This window comes from Bradyrhizobium sp. ARR65 (genome assembly GCF_000472385.1).
Classification (GTDB): Bacteria; Pseudomonadota; Alphaproteobacteria; order Rhizobiales; family Xanthobacteraceae; genus Bradyrhizobium.
Genome location: NZ_AWZU01000013.1, coordinates 68,122 through 86,498 on the forward strand (window position 1 = coordinate 68,122; position 18,377 = coordinate 86,498).

The following is an 18,377-nucleotide window of genomic DNA, read 5'->3' on the forward strand; positions in this document are numbered from 1 at the left end:
ACGATCGCGGTCGCAGAGTCCATTGATCGCGCGGAGCGCCGTCACCGTATGCGGCGCTGCAAGATGGGTAAAGGTCTGCGATCCGCCGAGATCGCTCGGCGGAACGGATGCGCTTGGCAATGGCGACAGGCCCTGAGAAACTTCCCTTTTGCGCGATGAGTAGCGAGCACGAGAGCGCGCCTCGACCGCCTCGCCGGCCTCCGGTCGATACCTTCAGCTAAGCCGCGTCGGGCGCGATGACGCCCTTTTTGAAGACAAAGCAGCCGTAGAAGCGGCGTTCGCCGGTTTGAATGACGCAATATGCCTTTTTCGCGAGTTCATAGAAGGCAAACCGCTCGGTCGAACCCATTGGAAATGGGCGCCCCTCTGCAGCATCGATCTCCTTCTGCACCTCGGCCTGGACAGGGGGAACCTCGTCGGGCTGGCCGACGATCTCCATCCGCAAGACGGGTTTGTCGACAAAGGAATCGAGCGGCAGGACCGAAAGTATCGCGCGCGCCGCCCGGCCCGCGGTGACGTTATCGATCCGAAGGAGGCGTCCCAGCCCGCTCTGGCGAGCGATCGCATCGGCCGGAAAATTCGCATCGCAAAGGACGAGGTCGTCACCGTGGCCCATGGCCCGCAACGCGTAAAGAACATCCGCATTGAGAATTGGATCGATCGATTTAAGCATGCTGCCGCTCCCTCGAACTCGACGGGCTTTCTTGGTCGATTGACTGCTCCACCCATTCGCCGTCTCTGCCAACTATAGAACATGGATTGCCCGCACAGCCAGCCCGATACACCCGAGCGCGCGCAAGCTGCCGCTCGGCGCATCGTCTGACTAGCGGTGGATGCCGGCGCGGTAGTGGCGAGCAGCATTGCGGCAACGCGAACAGCCCATATCAGGTGCTTGGCGAAGGTCCGCTGTCCGATGATGAGGGAGCCGGGCCGACGGCGATCACGCGATCACCTTGCCCGGATTCATCAGTTGTCGGGATCAAAGGCCTGCTTAAGAAGCTTAAGCGCGTTCAGCTCTAGGGCGGCATCGGCACGTCCGATGAACTCAGGCACCCGCGAGACCGGGACCGAGACGTCGTGCTTGATGCCGGCACCGCCCGCCTTCTGCGCTTCGGCCTGACCTTCGCGAAGGAGCCAGAGGCGCCGGCGCTGCGCCTCCGAATCCGCGAGCACGCCATCGATCAGGAGGCCCTTGTCCATCGCCTCCGACAGCATCTGCCGTCGAAAGAGATGCAATAACGATCGAGCTTGGCATCCTGCTCGATCAAGTCTTGAGGTCCCAGGATTGCGCGCAGCCGCTCGCCAAGCTCGTCCGTCAGCATTTCTCCCGTTGCGATGATGTACACGATCGCTGCTTTTCCCTGCGCGCAGTCAGGTAAAATCGAAAGCGCTGCCGTGGCGGCGCGTCAGCGTGGTTAGGGCGTCGAGCGATGGCGCCCCGAGTTGGCCCATCGCGGTCTCCAGCTCTTCCTTCAAAAGTCCGGCAACATAGGCCGCGCCTCTGTCACCGAGTGCACCAAGGCCGAGAAGGAATGCGCGGCCTGCAAACGTGCCGCGGGCTCCGAGCGCAATGGCACGCGCCGCGTCCAGGCCCGATCGTATGCCGCTGTCAAACAGGAGCGTGGCTCTTGTCCCGACGCTTGCAGCGATGGCAGGCAGGACATCGATCGCAGCAGGGGCCGCATCGAGCTGGCGACCTCCGTGATTGGAAACCAGGACCCCATCCACTCCCACTGCAATGGCCTCTTCGGCGTCGGCAGGATGCAGCACGCCTTTCACGATCAGTGCACCCGACCAGGCATTGCGCATTCGTTTCACGGTATCCCATGAAAACGTGCCCTTGATCTGGCTCTGCACGAAGCCGGCGGTTCTTGCCAGGGTCGCCGGCCTTTTGACGTAGCGTTCCATATTGCGAAAGGCCGGCGCGCCCTCTTTGCCGAGCGCCAATAGCCAGGCTGGCGACGACGCCATCTCGAAGAGGGTCTTCGCCGTGGGGCGGAACGGTATGACCAGGCCGTTGCGCAGATCGCGCGGCCGCTTGGAGCGAACCGGCGCATCCAAAGTCGCGGCAAGCACACGCACGCCGGCCGCTCCGGCCCGCCTGATCAGATCGAAGGTCACGGCGTGGTCATTTGCCGGCAGGCCGTACAGCTGAAACCAGGCGTAGGGACCGGCGAGCTCCGCGACGTGCTCGATCGCAGCGGTAGCAAGCGTGCCCGCGATATAGGGAATTCTCGCTTGAGCGGCAGCCGCTGCAAGAATCTTGGTGGCGCCGGGCCAGATGATGCCATCGACTCCCACTGGAGAAATGCCGATCGGTGCCGCGCAGCGGACGCCGAACAGCTCAACCTCCGTGCTGACCGATTCAGGCGTGCCATAGCGCGGGATCAATTCGACCGTATCGAGCGCCTGCCGATTACGTATCATATTCAAGTCGCCACCCGTGCCGCCCTCGAGAAAATCGAAGGCAAAGCGCGGAATCCGGCTGCGGGCGCGGCGCTCAACGTCGTCCAGCGTCGGCAGCCGCCGACGCAGGCGTGCTTCGGGGCTGGTCGCGCTGCCGGCACCCCAGGCCTGCACGTGTGGCGATGCGGTGCGGCGGAGATCGCCCGACATGAGAAGCGCCCATTGGTTGCGTGACGGCACTTCTCATAGGATGCATCCGGTCATCACCGCAAATAATTAGGGATGATGACTGCGATAGCTTCGAATGATTGCCGGCGGACTGGCTATCGCGATTTGGCGCGCCGCGTCGCTCGGCACCTTGCAGCGTCTCCGGAGACCGGCTGCACATAGTTGCTTGCCGAAGTCGCTGCCTCGACGAGGTCATGGCGAATGATATCCAGCACGGCTCGCGCGGCGGCCGATACCGTCCGGCGCGGGTGGTGCACCCAGGCGATCGATCGAGCGATCCGCGGTTCGGCAAAACGATGCGCTTTCACCCTGCCGTCCGCCAGCGATTGCTGAAGCGCAATCGTCGGCAGCACCGTCACCAGGTTTGTGGTCGCAATCACATCGCAAACCGCGGGCAGGGTATCGAGCTCCAGCCTGGGCTTCAATTCGATGCCGGCTGCGGCGGCGTGCTCTTCGAGGATCATGCGCAAGCCGTGCCGCTTCGAGGGCATGACCAGCTCGAACCCCGCAAGATGCCCGAACCGCAGATTGGCCGGTGGCTTAATCGGCGCATCCTTCCGACAGGCGAACACCATTTCCTCGTCCATCACATGGTGCGCCGCGAGCGAGACCCGCCGGCGCGGCACATTGATCAGCGCAAAGTCGAGCTGTCCGGAGTTCACCCAGTCGGTCAGGGTTTCCGTGTATCCCTCGCAGGCCGAGAGCGTGATCTCCGGATAGAGATGGGCAACCGTTGCGGACGAGCTCGCCATCGTGCTCTGCGCCACCGACGTGATCAGTCCGACCGACACCCGGCCGGAAATGCGGCCGTTGAGCCGCGCCATTTCCTGCTTGGCATACTCGACATCGCGCACGATCGGAGACACGAGCCGGGAGAATGCCTCGCCGGCGACTGTTAGCGTCATTCCATGGATGCTGCGCTCGAACAGCTTTTGGCCAAGCTCGGCCTCCAGCTTGGCGATCTGCATGCTGAGCGCCGGCTGCACGATATTGAGCTGGCGGGCGGCGCGGGTGACGTTCTTCTCTTCCGCCAGGCAAAGGAAGTATTGCATCTGCCTGAATTCCATCGGTGTTTCCTTCCTGTCCTGAACCACACGCCGCTGCCTGCGGGTCGCGCCAGGTCAATCATTTAAGATGATTGAGTTTATCATCAATCATTATTTGTTCTGATCTTAGCTTGCCTCTACTGTCCCTTTCAAACGCTTAGGGCGCGGCGCACGCAGCCCAAGCAAGCAACATTCTTGAATCGCCGGGATAGCCTTGCTGACGCTCGGCGTCATTTGCGTCGCGGCATAAGGGAGCTGAAGCGAAACGTCATGCAGGATCGGACGCCCACGCGGCTGATTATCGGTATTTCCGGGGCGTCGGGTGTTACCTATGGCGTGCGCCTGCTTCAATTGCTGCGCAATGCCGGCATCGAGACACACCTCGTGATGTCGAAGACGGCCGAGCAGACCTTCGCCTATGAAACCGACCTGAAGATCGCCGAGGTGAGGGCGTTGGCCGATTTCAGCCATGCCATCGACGACATGGCGGCCTCGATCTCCAGCGGCTCGTTCCGCACGGCAGGGATGATCGTCGCGCCTTGTTCGATGCGGTCGATGTCGGAGATCGCGTCCGGTGTCACCACGACGCTCCTGACACGGGCCGCGGACGTCGTGCTCAAGGAGCGTCGCCGGCTGGTCCTGATGGTGCGCGAGACGCCCCTGCACACAGGCCACTTGCGTACCATGACCGCGCTTTCAGAAATGGGAGCGATCATCGCGCCGCCGGTGCCGGCGTTCTATGCCAAGCCCGACAGCCTGGACGACATGGTCGAACATACGGTCGGGCGCGTGCTTGACCTGTTCGACATCGACATCGGCGTGGTGCGCCGCTGGGGGGAGGACGAGGCGTTGAAGCGTCGTTCGCTGCGAAAAATTGCTCCCTGATGCCTGAAGAAGACCACCGAAAGGATCGCAACATGCGGACCGAGAACCTGGCCAGAGCCGCTGCGGCGGAGGCGCCAAAAGATTTGCGCGCGTGGCTCGCCCACCTCGCCGAGCGCGGCAAGCTCGCCGTCGCTCGCGAGGGAGTGGGGCTCACCGATGAGCTCGCTGCCGTTTCAAAACGACTGGAGCGCGAGCGCGCGGTGTTGTTTCCAAAACCCGGCGGACACGACATCCCGGTGGTCGCCAATCTGTTCGCTGCCCGTGACTGGGTCGCCGACTCTATCGGCGTCGCCGAGGAGCAGTTGCTGACGCGCTTTCTCGCGGCGGCGCGTGAACCGCTGGCGAGCCGTGAGGTGGCAAGCGGACCAGTGCAGGAAATCGTTCACAACGAGGTCGATCTCCTGAGGCAGTTGCCAATTCCGAAACATAATGAGCGCGACAGCGGGCCCTACATCACGGCTGGCTTGTTGATAGCGCGCAATCCGCGGAACGGCATTCAGAACGTGTCGATCCATCGCTGCCAGATCAGTGGTCCGAACCGGATTGGCATTTTGCTGCTGCCTCGGCATACGCTCTCTTATTTCCGCATGGCCGAAGAAGCAGGCGAGGCGCTCGAAATCGCCATCGTCATTGGAGTTCATCCGGCCCTGCTTCTGGCGTCGCAGGCGATTGCCGCGCTGGACGAGGACGAGATGGGAATTGCCGGCGCGCTGCTCGGCCATCCCGTCGACGTCGTGAAATGCAAGACCAACTCCGTCCGCGTGCCGGCCCATGCGGAGATCGTGATCGAGGGACGGATTCTGCCACGCGTGAGGGAGCCGGAGGGTCCGTTCGGCGAATTTCCCCAGTACTACGGACCGCGTGCGGATCGTGAGGTGATCGAGGTCGACATGATCACCCATCGCGCCCAGCCGATCTATCACACCATCGTCGGTGGTGGCTACGAGCATCTCGTCCTCGGTGGCGTACCGCGTGAGGCGACGCTGCTGCAACATCTGCGGCGCAGCTTTCCGAACGTGCTCGATGTCCGCCTCACGCGGGGCGGCACCTGCCGCTATCACCTTGCCGTCAAGATCGACAAGATTACCGACGGCGAACCGAAGAACATCATCATGGCTGCCTTCGGCGCCCACTATGACATCAAGCAGGTCGTCGTCGTCGACAAGGACGTCAACATCGGTGACTCCGAGGAGATCGAATGGGCGGTCGCCACCCGCTTCCAGGCGGATCGCGATCTTCTGGTCGTGTCCGGGGCGCTCGGCTCCAAGCTGGATCCGACCACCAGTAGCGGGATCAGCGCCAAGATGGGGATCGATGCGACCGTGCCAGTCGGTGCGCCAGAGCTCGATTTCAAGCGCATCCATGTCAAGGGCGAGGAAGAAGTCGATCTCGGCACGGTTTTGCAGAAGGATCCCAATGCCGCCTTCTCCCGCGTTCTTGCAAGAGCGCGATAGGTAAGGGGCCGATCCAACACGTTAACAACGAAGCGCGTCCGCAAAACAAGTGGAACGCAGATAAACATTTGGGAGGTGGTTGATGTTTCTTGGGAAGATGATCGGCGCGAGCCTGGTTCTCGGCATCTTGGCAGCATCGAGCGTGGTGCCGGCGCTGGCGGAAGAGGCCGACGAGGTTAAGGTCGCCATCAATAACGTGGTCAGCGACGTCGTCTTTCACCTTGCGGCCGAGCGCGGGTTCTTTGCCGAACAGAATCTCAATGTCACCCTGATCAGCTTCGATTCCGGACCAAAAATGATCGCGCCGCTGGGCGCGGGGCAGATTGACGTTGGCGCCGGCGCATCTTCCGCAGGGCTCTACAATGCGGTGGCACGCGGCATCAATGTGAAGGTCGTTGCCGATAAGGGCTCCACGCCGCGCTCTTACGACTACATGCCGCTGCTCGTCCGCAAGGCGCTGGTCGATAACGGCACTGTTAAAACTGTCGCCGACCTCAAAGGAATGAAATTCGGCGAGGTCGGTCCGGGAGCAGCGACCAATGCAAAGCTCAGCCACATCCTCGGCGGTGCAGGGCTGACCTACAAGGACGTCACCCATAACTATATCAACTATCCCCAGCAGATCGCAGCCTTCACCACGGGCGCGATTGATGCGGCGATCACGACGGAGCCTTCGGTAACCCAGGCGATCAACACCGGCGTGGCCGTGAAGTTCATGGCCGATGGCTATCAGGATCAGCAGGTCGCCGTGCTGCTTTATGGCGGCGACTTCATCGCCAAGCGTCCCGCAGTCGCCGAGCGCTTCATGATCGCTTACCTGAAAGCGGCGCGGGTCTACAACGATGCCACGGCCGGCGGAAAGTTCGCGGGCAAGGGTGTCGACCAGGTGATTCAAACCATCATGAAGAGCACCGGCCTGAAGGATCCGGAGCTGTTTCAGAAGATGGTGCCGAACGGGATCGATCCCGACGGCAGAGTTAACGTGAAGAGCATGGCCGATGATCTGAAGTTCTTTGCCGACAATGGCTATCTGGAGCGACCGGCGAAGGTCGCGGACGTCGTCGATGCCTCATTTGCCGAGAAGGCAGTGCAGAAGCTCGGGCCCTACAAGCCCGCCGAGAACTGACGGCAAACGCGCGAGGATACGTCATGGCTATTGCGAGCGTGTTGAACAAGCAGGGACGGCCGGAGCTGGTGCCGTCGAGACCGCAGCTTTCGCTCTCTGGTGTCAGCAAGTATTTCGGAACCTCAGGCTTCGTTGCCCTCGACGGCATTACCATCGACATTCCGCAGGGGCAGTTTTTCGTGATCGTCGGCCCGAGCGGTTGTGGCAAAACCACACTGCTGCGCATCCTGGCCGGACTGGACACGCAGAGCGCAGGCACGGTCGCCGTCAACAGGACCGATGAGAAGCGGCCGGTCAACTCGATGATCTTCCAGGGCGACTCGCTCTTCCCCTGGATGACGGTATTCGACAACGCCGCCTACGGCTTGCGCATGCGGCGCGTTCCCGAGGCGCAGGTCTCCGACGCCGTTCGCTCGTGGCTCGAGCGGATCGGCTTGTGGCGGTTCCGCGACCGCTATCCCAACCAGCTATCGGGCGGCATGCGGCAGCGCGTCTCGATCGTGCGGGCCTTTGCCAACGATCCGGAGATCCTGTTCATGGACGAGCCGTTCTCGGCGCTGGATGAACAGAACAAGCTGCTGCTCCACGAAGAACTGCTGCGGATCTGGGAGGCGACCAAGAAGACGGTCGTGTTCATCACCCACAGTGTGGACGAAGCAGTGACGCTCGGCGATCGGATCATGATCATGACGGCCAATCCCGGGCGCGCCAAGGCGGTGCTCGATGTGCCGTTTCCGCGTCCGCGCAACGTGCTGGAGCTCCGGCAAAAGCCGGCCTATGGCGATCTCGTGTTCCACATCTGGGAGCAATTGCGCGAGGAGGTGCAGCGCGCGCGGCAGAATGCGGAAGGAGAGAAGGCATGAGCGCTGAGGTCAAGGGCCGCGACCGGCTGGTCGGAATCGCCACTCCCGTCGTGTTGCTGGGGCTCTGGGAGCTCGCCGCACATTTCAGACTTCTCGACGCCCGCTTCTTTCCGCCGCCGTCGGCTATCGTTCACCAGTTTGCTGCGTTGATCGCCTCCGGCGAGCTTGGCACCAATATCCTGGCAAGTCTTAAGCGCCTTGGGCTCGGCATGCTGCTCGGCGGTCTGCCCGCGCTGTTCCTTGGCCTTGCCATGGGCGTATCGCGACCGCTGCGGGCAGCGATCGATCCGTTGATCTCCGCCACCTATCCGATACCGAAGAGCGCCATTCTCCCGCTCGTCCTGCTGATCTTCGGCCTCGGCGAAATGTCGAAGGTGGTCATGGTCGCATTGGGCGCGTTCTATCCGATCATCATCAATACGGTTGTCGGTGTCGCCAATATCGACAAGATCTATCTCGACGTCGGCCATAACTACCGGGCCAGTCGGTGGCAGGTGTTTCGAACCATCGCCTTGCCTGGAGCGCTGCCCTCGATCATGGCCGGCGTCAAATTGGCGGTCGGCATGGGGCTGATCCTGATCGCGATCTCGGAGATGGTCGCCGCAAATGACGGCATCGGCTACATGATCTGGAATGCCTGGCAGGTGCTTACCGTCGACACGATGTATGTCGGTCTTTTAGTGATCGCAGTGCTTGGCTTCCTGTTCTCCGTCGTGCTTGACGAGATCGAACATCGCCTCATTCCCTGGAAGGGCAGGGCATGACCGCTGGCCGGCTCTTTTCGCTCAAGCCATCGTCAGATGAACGAGAAACGACGTTGACGACCTCAGGCCCGCGCAGCGGCGGCGAAATCCTTATCGATACGCTGAAGATTCATGGCGTGGACACGGTGTTCTGTCTGCCGGGGGAAAGCTTTTTGGCCGCAATCGATGCGCTGGCGGGAGCCGCCAATGCGATCCGGACCATTGTCGCGCGTCATGAGGCTGGCGTGGCGCACATGGCCGAGGCCTATGGAAAGCTGACCGGCCTGCCGGGCATTTGCTTCGTGACGAGAGGGCCGGGCGCGAGCCACGCGGCGATCGGCGTTCATACGGCCTCGCAGGATTCGACGCCGATGATCCTGTTCATCGGACAAGTTGCCCGTGGCATGCTGGGGCGCGAAGCGTGGCAGGAAGTCGATTTCCGCCAGATGTTCGGTGGGCTGGCCAAGTGGGTCGTCGAGATCGACCGCGCCGAGCGCATCCCGGAATTGGTCAGCCGTGCCTTTCATGTCGCGGTCTCGGGACGGCCGGGTCCCGTCGTGGTTTCGCTGCCGGAGGACATGCTGGCTCAAGAGGTCGTGGTCGCGGATGCCGGCCCCTATCAGCGCTCCGCGGCACATCCGAGCGCTGATCAGCTCTCGCGCCTTGTTGAGATGATAGAGCGTGCCGAGCGGCCGCTTGTCATTGTCGGCGGCGGGGGATGGAATGCGCGTGCCTGCGCGGATCTCAAGGCGTTCGTCGAGACGTTCGATCTGCCCGTTGTTGCGGGCTTCCGACGGCAGGATATCTTCGATAATCGCCACCCAAACTACATCGGCCACGCCGGGCTCGGTCCGAGCGCGACGCTGGTTCGGCGTATTCGCAGCGCAGATCTCATCCTCGCGATCGGCGGTCGCCTCGGCGAGACGACGACATCAGGATATGACTTGTTCGAGGTGCCGCGGCCGGCCCAGCCGTTCGTTCATGTGCACGCCGATCCGAACGAGCTCGGCCGTGTCTATCAAGCCGATCTCCCGATCAACGCCGGCATGCCGGAATTCGCCGCAGCTCTCGCGCAACTACGGCCGGACGCAGGATCGGAGTCAAACTGGAAAGCGCGACGGCAGGCCTGGGTCGCGGCAGGGCGCGCCGAGTTCGTTGCCGACCAAACACCCGGATCGATGCCCGGTCCGGTCGATCTTGGCCGGGTGATGGTCCGTCTGCGCGAGGTGCTGCCTGCGAACACCATCATTTCGAATGGTGCCGGCAACTACGCCATCTGGGTACACAAATTTCACCGCTATGGCGGCTTCAGGACTCAACTCGCGCCGACCTCGGGGGCAATGGGCTATGGCCTGCCGGCGGCGATCGCCGCGAAGCTGGTTCATCCCGAGCGCATCGCTGTCTGTTTTGCCGGTGACGGCTGCTTCTTGATGAGCGCCAACGAACTTGCCACCGCGGTCCGGCATGGCCTTGGCGTCATCGTCATTGTCGTCAACAACGGCATGTACGGCTCGATCCGCATGCATCAGGAGAAGGAATATCCCGGACGGGTGCATGTGACGGCGCTAGACAATCCGGACTTTGTGGCGCTCGCGCGCGCCTTTGGCGGCTATGGCGAGTTGGTCCTTAAGACCGATGACTTTGCCACGGCGTTTGAGCGGGCCATGGCCTTCGCCGACAAAGAGCGTAAGCCCGCCGTGCTGGAGCTCAGGATCGATCCGGAAGCGATCACGCCCACCGCAACGCTCACGCAATTGCGCGAACGTGGGCTGGCCGCGCGCGATGTTGCTCCACAACCATAATGGCTTACCGCCGACGCCTCTCGCATTGACAGATCATCCGACCTATGCTGACCGGAAAGGAAGCAACAACAACGACGTCTGAAGGGAGGCCTGGATGTCGACAGCTCTGCGCATCGCTCATGGCGCCTTCGGCCGGGTCGCGCTGCTGGACATGGATCGTTCGTTGGTGCGCCACGCGCATCCGCATTGCCATGTCCTGCTGAAGGTCGAAGGTGCCGATACTCAGTTCCTGGTGGGAGATCGCGTCTATCCGCTGACGGATACCAGCGCTGTCCTCGTCGACGGCTGGAAGCCGCACGCCTACGTTCACGATCCCGCGCGGCCGCGAACCCTCATTCTCGCGCTTTATATCGAACCGCAATGGTTGAAGGAGTTTCGGCCCGGTTGGGCCGCGAGCGGCGCGCCGGGCTTCTTCGATCAGCCTTCCGGTGAGGTCTCGCCGCGGATCCGCCAGCTTACGATGCGGCTTGCCACCGAGATGATGGCGCATCCGGGCTGTGTGCGCGCCCATGAGCAAACCCTCTCGGACCTGATGATCGCGGTGATCGAGCGCTTTACGCCCTGGCGCAGCTTTCCCAATTCGATCCGCGGCATGAATGCGATGACCTGCGACTGGCGCATCCGGCGCGCAACGGACGCGATGCGCGCACAGGAGGACGTCGGCGCCAATGTCGATCAGTACGCGAAGAGAGCAGGGGTGTCGCGCGCGCAATTCTTCCGCCTGTTTGAATCCTCGCTCGGGGTTTCGCCGAAGATCTATCTGAACGTGGTGCGCATGGAGCGGGCGCTCGATGCCGTGATCCACCAGGACACGTCGGTCGCGGATCTCAGTGAGCGCTTCGGCTTTCCCGAGCCCGCACATTTTACCCGCTTCTTTCGTGATCATGCCGGAGTCAGCCCGCGCGAATTTCGCAACGTCTCGCGCCTTGCCAGTTGATATTGCGGTGCACACTGCCGAATGAGACGATTTGGTAGGTCGTGAGATCGGGCGGCATGGTCCGTGTGGCCGACATTCTGACAACTGCTCCATGTCGCGTCGGAGAGCGCGACGGGGAGAAGTGTCGGAATGCCGGAGACCGCGGTTCGATCCGCATCATCTGTCGATCAGAACAGGGCTGAAGTCCGGCCTTGGGTAGGCCGCTCGATCGAGCGCGTCGAGGATGCCGCACTGCTCACCGGCCGCGGGCGCTTCATCGACGATCTCGGCACGCCGCCCGGCACGCTGCATGCTGCGATCCTGCGCTCCCCGCATGCCCATGCCGACATTGTTTCTGTCGACGCGGAGGCGGCCCGGCGCGCGCCGGGCGTTGCGGCTGTCCTCACAGGCGAGCAGGTCAAGGCGCTGACGTCGAGCCTCGTCGTTGGCGTGAAGGCACCGGTCGAATGCTGGCCGATCGCGATCGATCGCGTGCGCTACGTTGGTGAACCGGTCGCGGTCGTCGTCGCGACTGACCGCGCTCGAGCGGAAGATGCCATCGAGCTGATCAACGTCGAATATCGGCCGCGCGCCGCCGTGGTCGATCCCCTGGCGGCGCTTGCGGCCGATGCGCCTGTCCTGCACGAAGGCTTCCCCGGTAACCTCGCCAGCGATCGCCGCTTCTCCTACGGCAATCCCGACCTCGCATTTGGCGAAGCCGCGCATCGCTTCTCGATCGACATCCGATATCCACGCAATTCCTGCACGCCGATCGAGACCTATGGCGTGATCGCCTCGCACGATGCGGCTGAGGATGCCTACGACATCCTCGCCAATTTCCAGGGGCCATTCAGCATTCACACCGTGATCTCTCGCGCACTGAAAGTACCCGGCAACCGTCTGCGGCTGCGCACGCCGCCGGCTTCCGGCGGCAGCTTTGGCGTGAAGCAGGGCGTGTTTCCGTACATCGTGCTGATCGGCGCGGCGTCGCGTGCCGTCGGACGACCCGTGAAGTGGATCGAGGACAGGCTGGAGCATCTGACGGCCTCGGTCTCGGCGACCAACCGCGCGACGACGCTGTCGGCCGCCGTCGCCGCCGACGGCAAGATCCTCGCGCTTGATTGGGATCAAGTCGAGGATTGCGGCGCGCATCTGCGCGCGCCCGAGCCGGCAACGCTATACCGCATGCACGGCAATCTCACCGGTGCCTATGACATTCGCCATGTGAGGGTGCGCAACCGCGTCGTCGTCACCAACAAGACGCCGACCGGGCTCAACCGCGGGTTCGGCGGACCGCAAGTCTATTTCGCGCTCGAGCGCCTGGTGCAGCGGATCGCGATCGGGCTGCGCCTTGATCCGTTCGACGTCATCAAGCGCAATCTCGTTCCGGCCAACGCGTTTCCCTATCGCACGGCGACCGGCGCGCTCTTGGATTCCGGCAACTATCAGGAGGCGATCGCCAGAGGTGTCGAGCAGGGGCGACTCGCGGAACTCAGGACACGACGCGATGAAGCGCGCGCGCAAGGCCGCCTTTATGGGATCGGCTTTACCGCTGTCGTCGAGCCCAGCGTCTCCAACATGGGCTACATCACCACTGTTCTCACGGCTGCCGAGCGGCGGAAGGCGGGACCGAAGAATGGCGCGCAGGCAACTGCAACGGTCACGCTCGACCCGGTCGGCAGCGTAACGGTTCACGTCGCATCCGTGCCGCAAGGGCAGGGCCATCGCACTGTGTTGTCGCAGGTGGTGGCCGACGTATTCGGCCTCAAGCCGCAGGACGTGCGCGTCAACACCGAGATCGACACCACCAAGGATGCCTGGTCAATCGCCTCCGGAAATTATGCGAGCCGGTTTGCCGCCGCTGTGGCCGGCACCGCGAAACTGGCGGCCGAACGCATTGCCGCTCGTCTCGCGCGGGTCGCCGCCAGCCAGCTAAATGTCGAGCCGGGCGATGTCGTATTCGGCGACGGTCTCGTGGCCTCGAAGCGCAATCCGGAGAACAGGATTGCCTTCTCACGCATCGCTGCGTTGAGCCATTGGTCGCCTGGCTCCTTGCCCGACGATGCCGGCCAGACCATCCGCGAAACCGTGTTCTGGACGCCGCCGGAGCTGACCGCGCCCGATGATGAGGATCGCATCAATTCCTCCCTCTGCCATGGCTTTATCTTCGATTTCTGCGGCGTCGAGATCGATCGCACGACGTTCGAAGTCCGTATCGATCGCTACGTGACCATGCATGATTGCGGCACAATTCTGCATCCGGGCATGGTGAACGGACAGATCCGCGGCGGCTTTGCGCAGGCGCTGGGCGCGGCGCTCTACGAAGAGTACGCCTATGCCGCCGACGGCAGTTTCCTGACCGGGACGTTTGCCGACTATCTGCTGCCGACGACGGCCGAAGTCCCCGAGCCGCAGATCGTCCACATGGAGACGCCGTCACCCTTCACCCCGCTCGGGGCAAAGGGCGTCGGCGAAGGCAACTGCATGTCCACACCGGTGTGCATCGCCAACGCGGTTGCCGATGCTCTGAGGCTCGCTGACGTGACATTGCCGCTGGTGCCGGCGAAGCTCGCTGCATTGGTGCGTGGTCCGGAGCCCGAACCGCCCGCCGGGCAACCGAAGGCGGCGCCCGCACGCGAAGGAGACCGTCGGCTGCACGGCGAGGGCAGTGCGTCCGTCAACGGGGCGCCGGAGCAGGTCTGGACGATGCTGCTCGATGTCGGGACATTGCAGGCCGTGATCCCCGGATGCCAGCGCGTCGACAAGGTCTCCGACACACATTTCCGCGCCGACGTGACGCTCGGTATCGGTCCGGTCACCGGCCGCTATCGTGCCGATGTCCAGTTGTTCGATCTTGACCCGCCACGTACGGTTACCCTGCGCGGGAAGGCGGAGGGCGCGCTCGGCTTCGGCAGCGCTGAGGGACGCATCACGCTCGAACCCGACGGCAAAGGCGGCACGCGGCTGCACTACGCTTATGACGCGGCGATCGGCGGGAAGGTCGCCAGCATCGGGGGCCGGCTCCTGGACGGCGCCACGCGCGTGATCATCGGACAGTTCTTCGCCGCGCTTGCGCGCAAGGCCGGCGGCGGAGGGCCCGCAAGCGGCTTCTCGCTCATTGCGCTGCTCGGCAAACTCGCGAGCTTGCTCGGAGGGCGACGATGAAACCAGCCGCCTTCGACTATGTCCGGGCCGAATCCGTCGATGAAGTTCTTGAGGGACTTTTGAACGAGGGCGGCAATGCCCGCGTGCTTGCTGGCGGCCAGTCGCTGATGGCGATGCTCAACATGCGGCTCGCAAAGCCAAGACTGCTGATCGACATCATGCGGCTGAAGGAGCTCAACCGCATCGAGGAGCAGGCGGGGATGGTGACGATCGGCGCCGGCGTGCGCCAGGCCGCCTTGCTCGCGTGGCCCGAATTGGCGCGAACACAGCCGCTGCTTGCGCTGGCGTTGCCGTGGGTAGGCCACGTCCAGACACGCAGCCGCGGCACGATTTGCGGTTCGCTCGCACACGCTGACCCCAGCGCGGAGATGCCGCTCGCGCTGATCGCGCTCGGCGGCGAGGTGCACCTGCGCAATGCGCGGCGGCGTCGACGGGTTGCCGCAAACGAGTTCTTTCTTGGCATGATGGCTACCGCACGGGCAGAGGACGAACTCATCGAGGCCGTATCCTTTCCCGCTCAGGGGCGCGGCAAATGTGCGTTCCGCGAGGTGGCCCGCCGTCACGGCGATTTCGCCATCGTGGCTTGTGCGGCGGTTGCGACCTCGAAAGGTATCCGCTTTGCCGTTGGCGGCGTCGCCGATGTCCCGATGGCGCGGGACTTGCCGCGCCTGGAGGGAAGCGCGCTCGACGACGCACTGAACGGCTTTGCCTACGAGCTCGATGCGCGGGACGACGTGCACGCGACCGCGCGCTATCGGCGCGATCTGGTCCGGATCATCGGCCGCGATCTGGTGCGCGAGGTGCTGCAATGACACGTCTCGGCTCTGATCGCCGTCATCCGGTTCGCTTCAAGCTGAACGGCAAGCCGGTTGAAGCCGAGGCCGAGCCGCGCACGCTGCTGTCCGACTTCCTGCGCCAGCAGATTGGCGCGACCGGCACCCACGTCGGCTGCGAGCACGGGGTTTGCGGCGCCTGCACGGTGATTGTCGACGGCATGCTGACGCGTTCATGCCTGACGCTTGCGGTGCAGGCCGATGGCTGCGAGCTTCAAACCGTCGAGGGACTAGCCCCATCGCCAGACCGGCTTGGCATCCTGCAACAGGCGTTCCGCCGTAACCACGCGCTGCAGTGCGGCTTCTGCACCGCCGGCATCCTGATGTCGCTCGACCACTATCTGCGCCGGCATCCGATGCCAAGCGAAGCTGATATCCGCGATCTCCTGAGCGGTCATCTCTGCCGCTGCACCGGCTACACCCCGATCGTAAAGGCGGCGCTGGAAGCAGCCGCCGAGCTCGCCACCACCAGCGAAGAGAAGTCAGATGCTTGATCTCGGCAGCAGTTTTGTTGCAAGCGTCGCGCGCGATCCGGATGCGCTTGCAATCGTCGACGGCGCGCTTCGCCTGACTTACCGCCAATGGTACGGCAGGATATCGTCACTCGTGGCCTCGTTCGATCGCATCGGGCTGAAGCCCGGCGATCACGTCCTTACCGTGCTGCAGAACCGCTGGGAGGCTGCGACGCTGCACTGGGCTTGTCAGCTTGCGGGACTCGTCATCACCCCGATCAACTGGCGCGCCAAGCCTGACGAGCTCGATTTCTGTATCGAGGATGCCGAAGCCTGCGCTGTCTTCTATCAGGAGGTCTCCGCCGGCGCCGTAAGAAACTCCGCGCGTGCGGCCGCCTTGCGACGCATTGCGGTCGGCATGAATGCCGACGGAGATCTGGCTTTCGCTGAGATGGCGGAGGGCAGCGCCGTCGATGCCCAGCCTCGGGTCGGCGCCGATGCATGGTCGATCATGCTCTACACCTCGGGCACGACATCGAGGCCAAAAGGCGTGCCGCGCCGTCATCGCGCCGAGCGCGCGGCGGCGATCGCCCATGTCGCGCAAAACCTCTACGGTCGCAACGAGCGCACGCTCGGCGTGATGCCGCTCTATCACACCATGGGTGTGCGCTCCTTGCTCGCGATGTCGCTGATCGGCGGCGCCTTCGTCTGCCTACCGCGCTACGACAGCCGCCAGGCGCTGGCCCTTATCGAAGACGAGAAGATCAGCAATCTCTATCTGGTGCCGACGCTCTACCACGACCTCGTTCACCACAAGGCGTTTGCAGCGACCGACGTATCGAGCGTGCGGAAGCTCGGCTTTGCCGGTGCCTCGATGACGGACGCCTTGCTCAGGAAGTTGAACGACGTGTTCAAGCCCGAGCTGTTCGTCAATCATTACGGCAGCTCCGAGATCTACACATTCACGATCGATCAGAACGCGCCGGCCAAACCCGGCTCAGCCGGCAAGGCCGGCATCAATCAGCACATCAAGGTGGTGCGGACCAATGCTCGCTCGGTGCTCGAACTTGCCGCTCCGGGCGAAGAGGGCGAGATCATTGCCTCGCTTGCCGGCGACGAAGCCTTCGAGGGCTATTGGCGACGGCCCGAGGCAGATGCCAAGGCGCTGCGTGAGGGCTGGTATTTTACCGGCGATACCGGGTTCATCGATTCCGACGGCGACCTGTTCGTTACCGGCCGCGTCGACGACATGATCATCACCGGCGGTGAGAATGTCTCGCCGGTCGAAATCGAAAGCTGCCTCTCACTGCATCCGGCGGTCTCTGAAATCGCGGTGGTCGGACTCGCCGACGAGAAGTGGGGCAAGATCGTCGCTGCCTTTGTCAAGCGTAACCGACCCGTTACCGAGGCGGAGCTCGAGCAGTTTTGCCGCACATCCGGTCTTGCCAATTTCAAGCGTCCGCGCCGCTACGTCTTTGTCGATGCCATTCCCAAGTCGCCGGTCGGCAAGCTGCTGCGGCGCCTGCTTGTCGCTGGGGAATACGAAGCCGAGCACCGGCCTCCCTCGGACGCCGCCTGACCACACGGCACTTAACAGAAGGAAGCAACTACATGCCGTCACCGTACACTTTCGCAGACCCTCGCCTCGCCAAGCTCGATGGGTTCAGGGTCGAGATCGACGAGGCGCATGAGCGCGCCGATATCATCCTCGGCCGGCCACCCTACAACGTCGTCTCGATGCCGCAGCGCGATCAACTAAGGCTGACCTTCGAGACGCTCGATGAAGATCCGCGCGTTCGCGTCATCGTGCTGCGGGCTGAGGGCGAGCATTTCTCCAGCGGCGGCAATATCGGCGGCTTCATGGAGGCGAGCCCCGAGCATGTGTCGAAACTGGCCTGGAACATCGCGGCACCCGCGCGTTGCGCCAAGCCGGTGATCGCGTCCAATCGCGGCTATTGCTTCGGGGTCGGCTTCGAACTCTCGCTCGCCTGCGATTTCCGCATCGCCTCGGACACGACGCAATACGCCTTGCCGGAACAGAAGCTTGGACAGATCCCGGGCTCGGGAGGATCGGCACGGCTGCAGAAAATGGTCGGTATCACCCGCACCAAGGACATCGTGATGCGGTCCAAGCGGATCTCGGCAAAGCAGGCGCTGGAATGGGGGATCGCGACCGAGTGCGTGCCGGATGCCGAGCTCGAGAAGGCGACGGACCGCCTGGTCGATGAGCTGCGCACCTTCTCGCCATTGGCGCAGCGCACCGCGAAGAAGCTCCTCAACGACACCGAGGACTCGACGCTAGCGATCGCGATCGAGCTCGAGGGGCACTGCTACAGCCGGCTCCGTCAGTCGGAGGATTTCAAGGAAGGCGTCGAAGCCTTCAACGCCAAGCGGGCGCCCAAATTCGTCGGACGCTGACGACAAGACGTCTAGCAACGCCGCGGACGGCAGTCGGCCG

General features: G+C 63.3%; 16 protein-coding genes. 12 read left to right on the plus strand and 4 right to left on the minus strand.

The annotated features are described in order from the left end of the window. Nucleotides 1–217 precede the first annotated feature (217 nt). From F758_RS0116575 to F758_RS0116590, 4 genes are all read right to left on the minus strand, one after another. Complete coding sequence (locus F758_RS0116575) at nt 218–673, minus strand: RbsD/FucU family protein (protein ID WP_024508908.1); 456 nt, start codon at nt 671–673, stop codon at nt 218–220. Nucleotides 674–966: 293 nt separating this feature from the next. Then, nucleotides 967–1,215, minus strand: coding sequence for an FAD-linked oxidase C-terminal domain-containing protein (locus F758_RS0116580; protein ID WP_024508909.1), 249 nt, complete (start codon nt 1,213–1,215; stop codon nt 967–969). A gap of 156 nt (nt 1,216–1,371) precedes the next feature. Further along, complete coding sequence (locus F758_RS0116585) at nt 1,372–2,616, minus strand: alpha-hydroxy acid oxidase (RefSeq protein ID WP_051386925.1); 1,245 nt, start codon at nt 2,614–2,616, stop codon at nt 1,372–1,374. 113 nt (nt 2,617–2,729) lie between these two features. Continuing rightward, nucleotides 2,730–3,701 carry a LysR family transcriptional regulator gene (locus tag F758_RS0116590; protein WP_024508911.1) on the minus strand — a complete coding sequence of 324 codons (972 nt, stop codon included), beginning with the start codon at nt 3,699–3,701 and terminating at the stop codon, nt 2,730–2,732. A 249-nt stretch (nt 3,702–3,950) separates the two neighbouring features. Here F758_RS0116590 and F758_RS0116595 point away from each other — a divergent pair, with 249 nt between their 5' ends. From F758_RS0116595 to F758_RS0116650, 12 genes are all read left to right on the plus strand, one after another. Continuing rightward, on the plus strand, nt 3,951–4,565 hold the full coding sequence (locus tag F758_RS0116595) for a UbiX family flavin prenyltransferase (RefSeq protein WP_024508912.1): 615 nt from the start codon (nt 3,951–3,953) through the stop codon (nt 4,563–4,565). Nucleotides 4,566–4,597: 32 nt separating this feature from the next. Continuing rightward, nucleotides 4,598–6,019 (plus strand): UbiD family decarboxylase, encoded by a 1,422-nt coding sequence (locus F758_RS0116600; RefSeq protein ID WP_024508913.1) that lies wholly within the window; start codon nt 4,598–4,600, stop codon nt 6,017–6,019. Nucleotides 6,020–6,101: 82 nt separating this feature from the next. Next, nucleotides 6,102–7,145 carry an ABC transporter substrate-binding protein gene (locus F758_RS0116605; protein ID WP_024508914.1) on the plus strand — a complete coding sequence of 348 codons (1,044 nt, stop codon included), beginning with the start codon at nt 6,102–6,104 and terminating at the stop codon, nt 7,143–7,145. Between the two features lie 23 nt (nt 7,146–7,168). Next, complete coding sequence (locus F758_RS0116610) at nt 7,169–8,008, plus strand: ABC transporter ATP-binding protein (protein ID WP_024508915.1); 840 nt, start codon at nt 7,169–7,171, stop codon at nt 8,006–8,008. Continuing rightward, nucleotides 8,005–8,772 carry an ABC transporter permease gene (locus F758_RS0116615; RefSeq protein WP_024508916.1) on the plus strand — a complete coding sequence of 256 codons (768 nt, stop codon included), beginning with the start codon at nt 8,005–8,007 and terminating at the stop codon, nt 8,770–8,772. Before F758_RS0116610 ends, F758_RS0116615 begins: the two co-directional genes overlap by 4 nt. Continuing rightward, entirely contained in the window at nt 8,769–10,553 is a 1,785-nt protein-coding gene (locus tag F758_RS0116620) for a thiamine pyrophosphate-binding protein (protein ID WP_084305450.1), read from the plus strand. The genes F758_RS0116615 and F758_RS0116620 overlap by 4 nt, the downstream gene beginning before the upstream one ends. A 94-nt stretch (nt 10,554–10,647) precedes the next feature. After that, complete coding sequence (locus F758_RS0116625; protein ID WP_024508918.1) at nt 10,648–11,490, plus strand: AraC family transcriptional regulator; 843 nt, start codon at nt 10,648–10,650, stop codon at nt 11,488–11,490. Nucleotides 11,491–11,619: 129 nt separating this feature from the next. Continuing rightward, nucleotides 11,620–14,634 (plus strand): xanthine dehydrogenase family protein molybdopterin-binding subunit, encoded by a 3,015-nt coding sequence (locus F758_RS0116630; RefSeq protein WP_024508919.1) that lies wholly within the window; start codon nt 11,620–11,622, stop codon nt 14,632–14,634. Further along, nucleotides 14,631–15,446: an FAD binding domain-containing protein gene (locus F758_RS0116635; protein WP_024508920.1), complete on the plus strand. Its 816-nt coding sequence runs from the start codon at nt 14,631–14,633 to the stop codon at nt 15,444–15,446. The genes F758_RS0116630 and F758_RS0116635 overlap by 4 nt, the downstream gene beginning before the upstream one ends. Further along, on the plus strand, nt 15,443–15,961 hold the full coding sequence (locus F758_RS0116640; protein WP_024508921.1) for a (2Fe-2S)-binding protein: 519 nt from the start codon (nt 15,443–15,445) through the stop codon (nt 15,959–15,961). Before F758_RS0116635 ends, F758_RS0116640 begins: the two co-directional genes overlap by 4 nt. After that, nucleotides 15,954–17,498 carry an AMP-binding protein gene (locus tag F758_RS0116645; protein ID WP_024508922.1) on the plus strand — a complete coding sequence of 515 codons (1,545 nt, stop codon included), beginning with the start codon at nt 15,954–15,956 and terminating at the stop codon, nt 17,496–17,498. The genes F758_RS0116640 and F758_RS0116645 overlap by 8 nt, the downstream gene beginning before the upstream one ends. A gap of 32 nt (nt 17,499–17,530) precedes the next feature. After that, complete coding sequence (locus F758_RS0116650; protein WP_024508923.1) at nt 17,531–18,337, plus strand: enoyl-CoA hydratase/isomerase family protein; 807 nt, start codon at nt 17,531–17,533, stop codon at nt 18,335–18,337. Nucleotides 18,338–18,377: the final 40 nt, after the last annotated feature.

Coding starts and splice junctions, on each gene's coding strand:
- F758_RS0116610 (WP_024508915.1), top strand. CDS start 7,169: ATGGCTATTGCGAGCGTGTTGAACAAGCAGGGACGGCCGGAGCTGGTG.
- F758_RS0116590 (WP_024508911.1), bottom strand. CDS start 3,701: ATGGAATTCAGGCAGATGCAATACTTCCTTTGCCTGGCGGAAGAGAAG.
- F758_RS0116600 (WP_024508913.1), top strand. CDS start 4,598: ATGCGGACCGAGAACCTGGCCAGAGCCGCTGCGGCGGAGGCGCCAAAA.
- F758_RS0116645 (WP_024508922.1), top strand. CDS start 15,954: ATGCTTGATCTCGGCAGCAGTTTTGTTGCAAGCGTCGCGCGCGATCCG.
- F758_RS0116595 (WP_024508912.1), top strand. CDS start 3,951: ATGCAGGATCGGACGCCCACGCGGCTGATTATCGGTATTTCCGGGGCG.
- F758_RS0116620 (WP_084305450.1), top strand. CDS start 8,769: ATGACCGCTGGCCGGCTCTTTTCGCTCAAGCCATCGTCAGATGAACGA.
- F758_RS0116640 (WP_024508921.1), top strand. CDS start 15,443: ATGACACGTCTCGGCTCTGATCGCCGTCATCCGGTTCGCTTCAAGCTG.
- F758_RS0116625 (WP_024508918.1), top strand. CDS start 10,648: ATGTCGACAGCTCTGCGCATCGCTCATGGCGCCTTCGGCCGGGTCGCG.
- F758_RS0116635 (WP_024508920.1), top strand. CDS start 14,631: ATGAAACCAGCCGCCTTCGACTATGTCCGGGCCGAATCCGTCGATGAA.
- F758_RS0116575 (WP_024508908.1), bottom strand. CDS start 673: ATGCTTAAATCGATCGATCCAATTCTCAATGCGGATGTTCTTTACGCG.
- F758_RS0116615 (WP_024508916.1), top strand. CDS start 8,005: ATGAGCGCTGAGGTCAAGGGCCGCGACCGGCTGGTCGGAATCGCCACT.
- F758_RS0116630 (WP_024508919.1), top strand. CDS start 11,620: ATGCCGGAGACCGCGGTTCGATCCGCATCATCTGTCGATCAGAACAGG.
- F758_RS0116605 (WP_024508914.1), top strand. CDS start 6,102: ATGTTTCTTGGGAAGATGATCGGCGCGAGCCTGGTTCTCGGCATCTTG.
- F758_RS0116580 (WP_024508909.1), bottom strand. CDS start 1,215: ATGCTGTCGGAGGCGATGGACAAGGGCCTCCTGATCGATGGCGTGCTC.
- F758_RS0116585 (WP_051386925.1), bottom strand. CDS start 2,616: ATGTCGGGCGATCTCCGCCGCACCGCATCGCCACACGTGCAGGCCTGG.
- F758_RS0116650 (WP_024508923.1), top strand. CDS start 17,531: ATGCCGTCACCGTACACTTTCGCAGACCCTCGCCTCGCCAAGCTCGAT.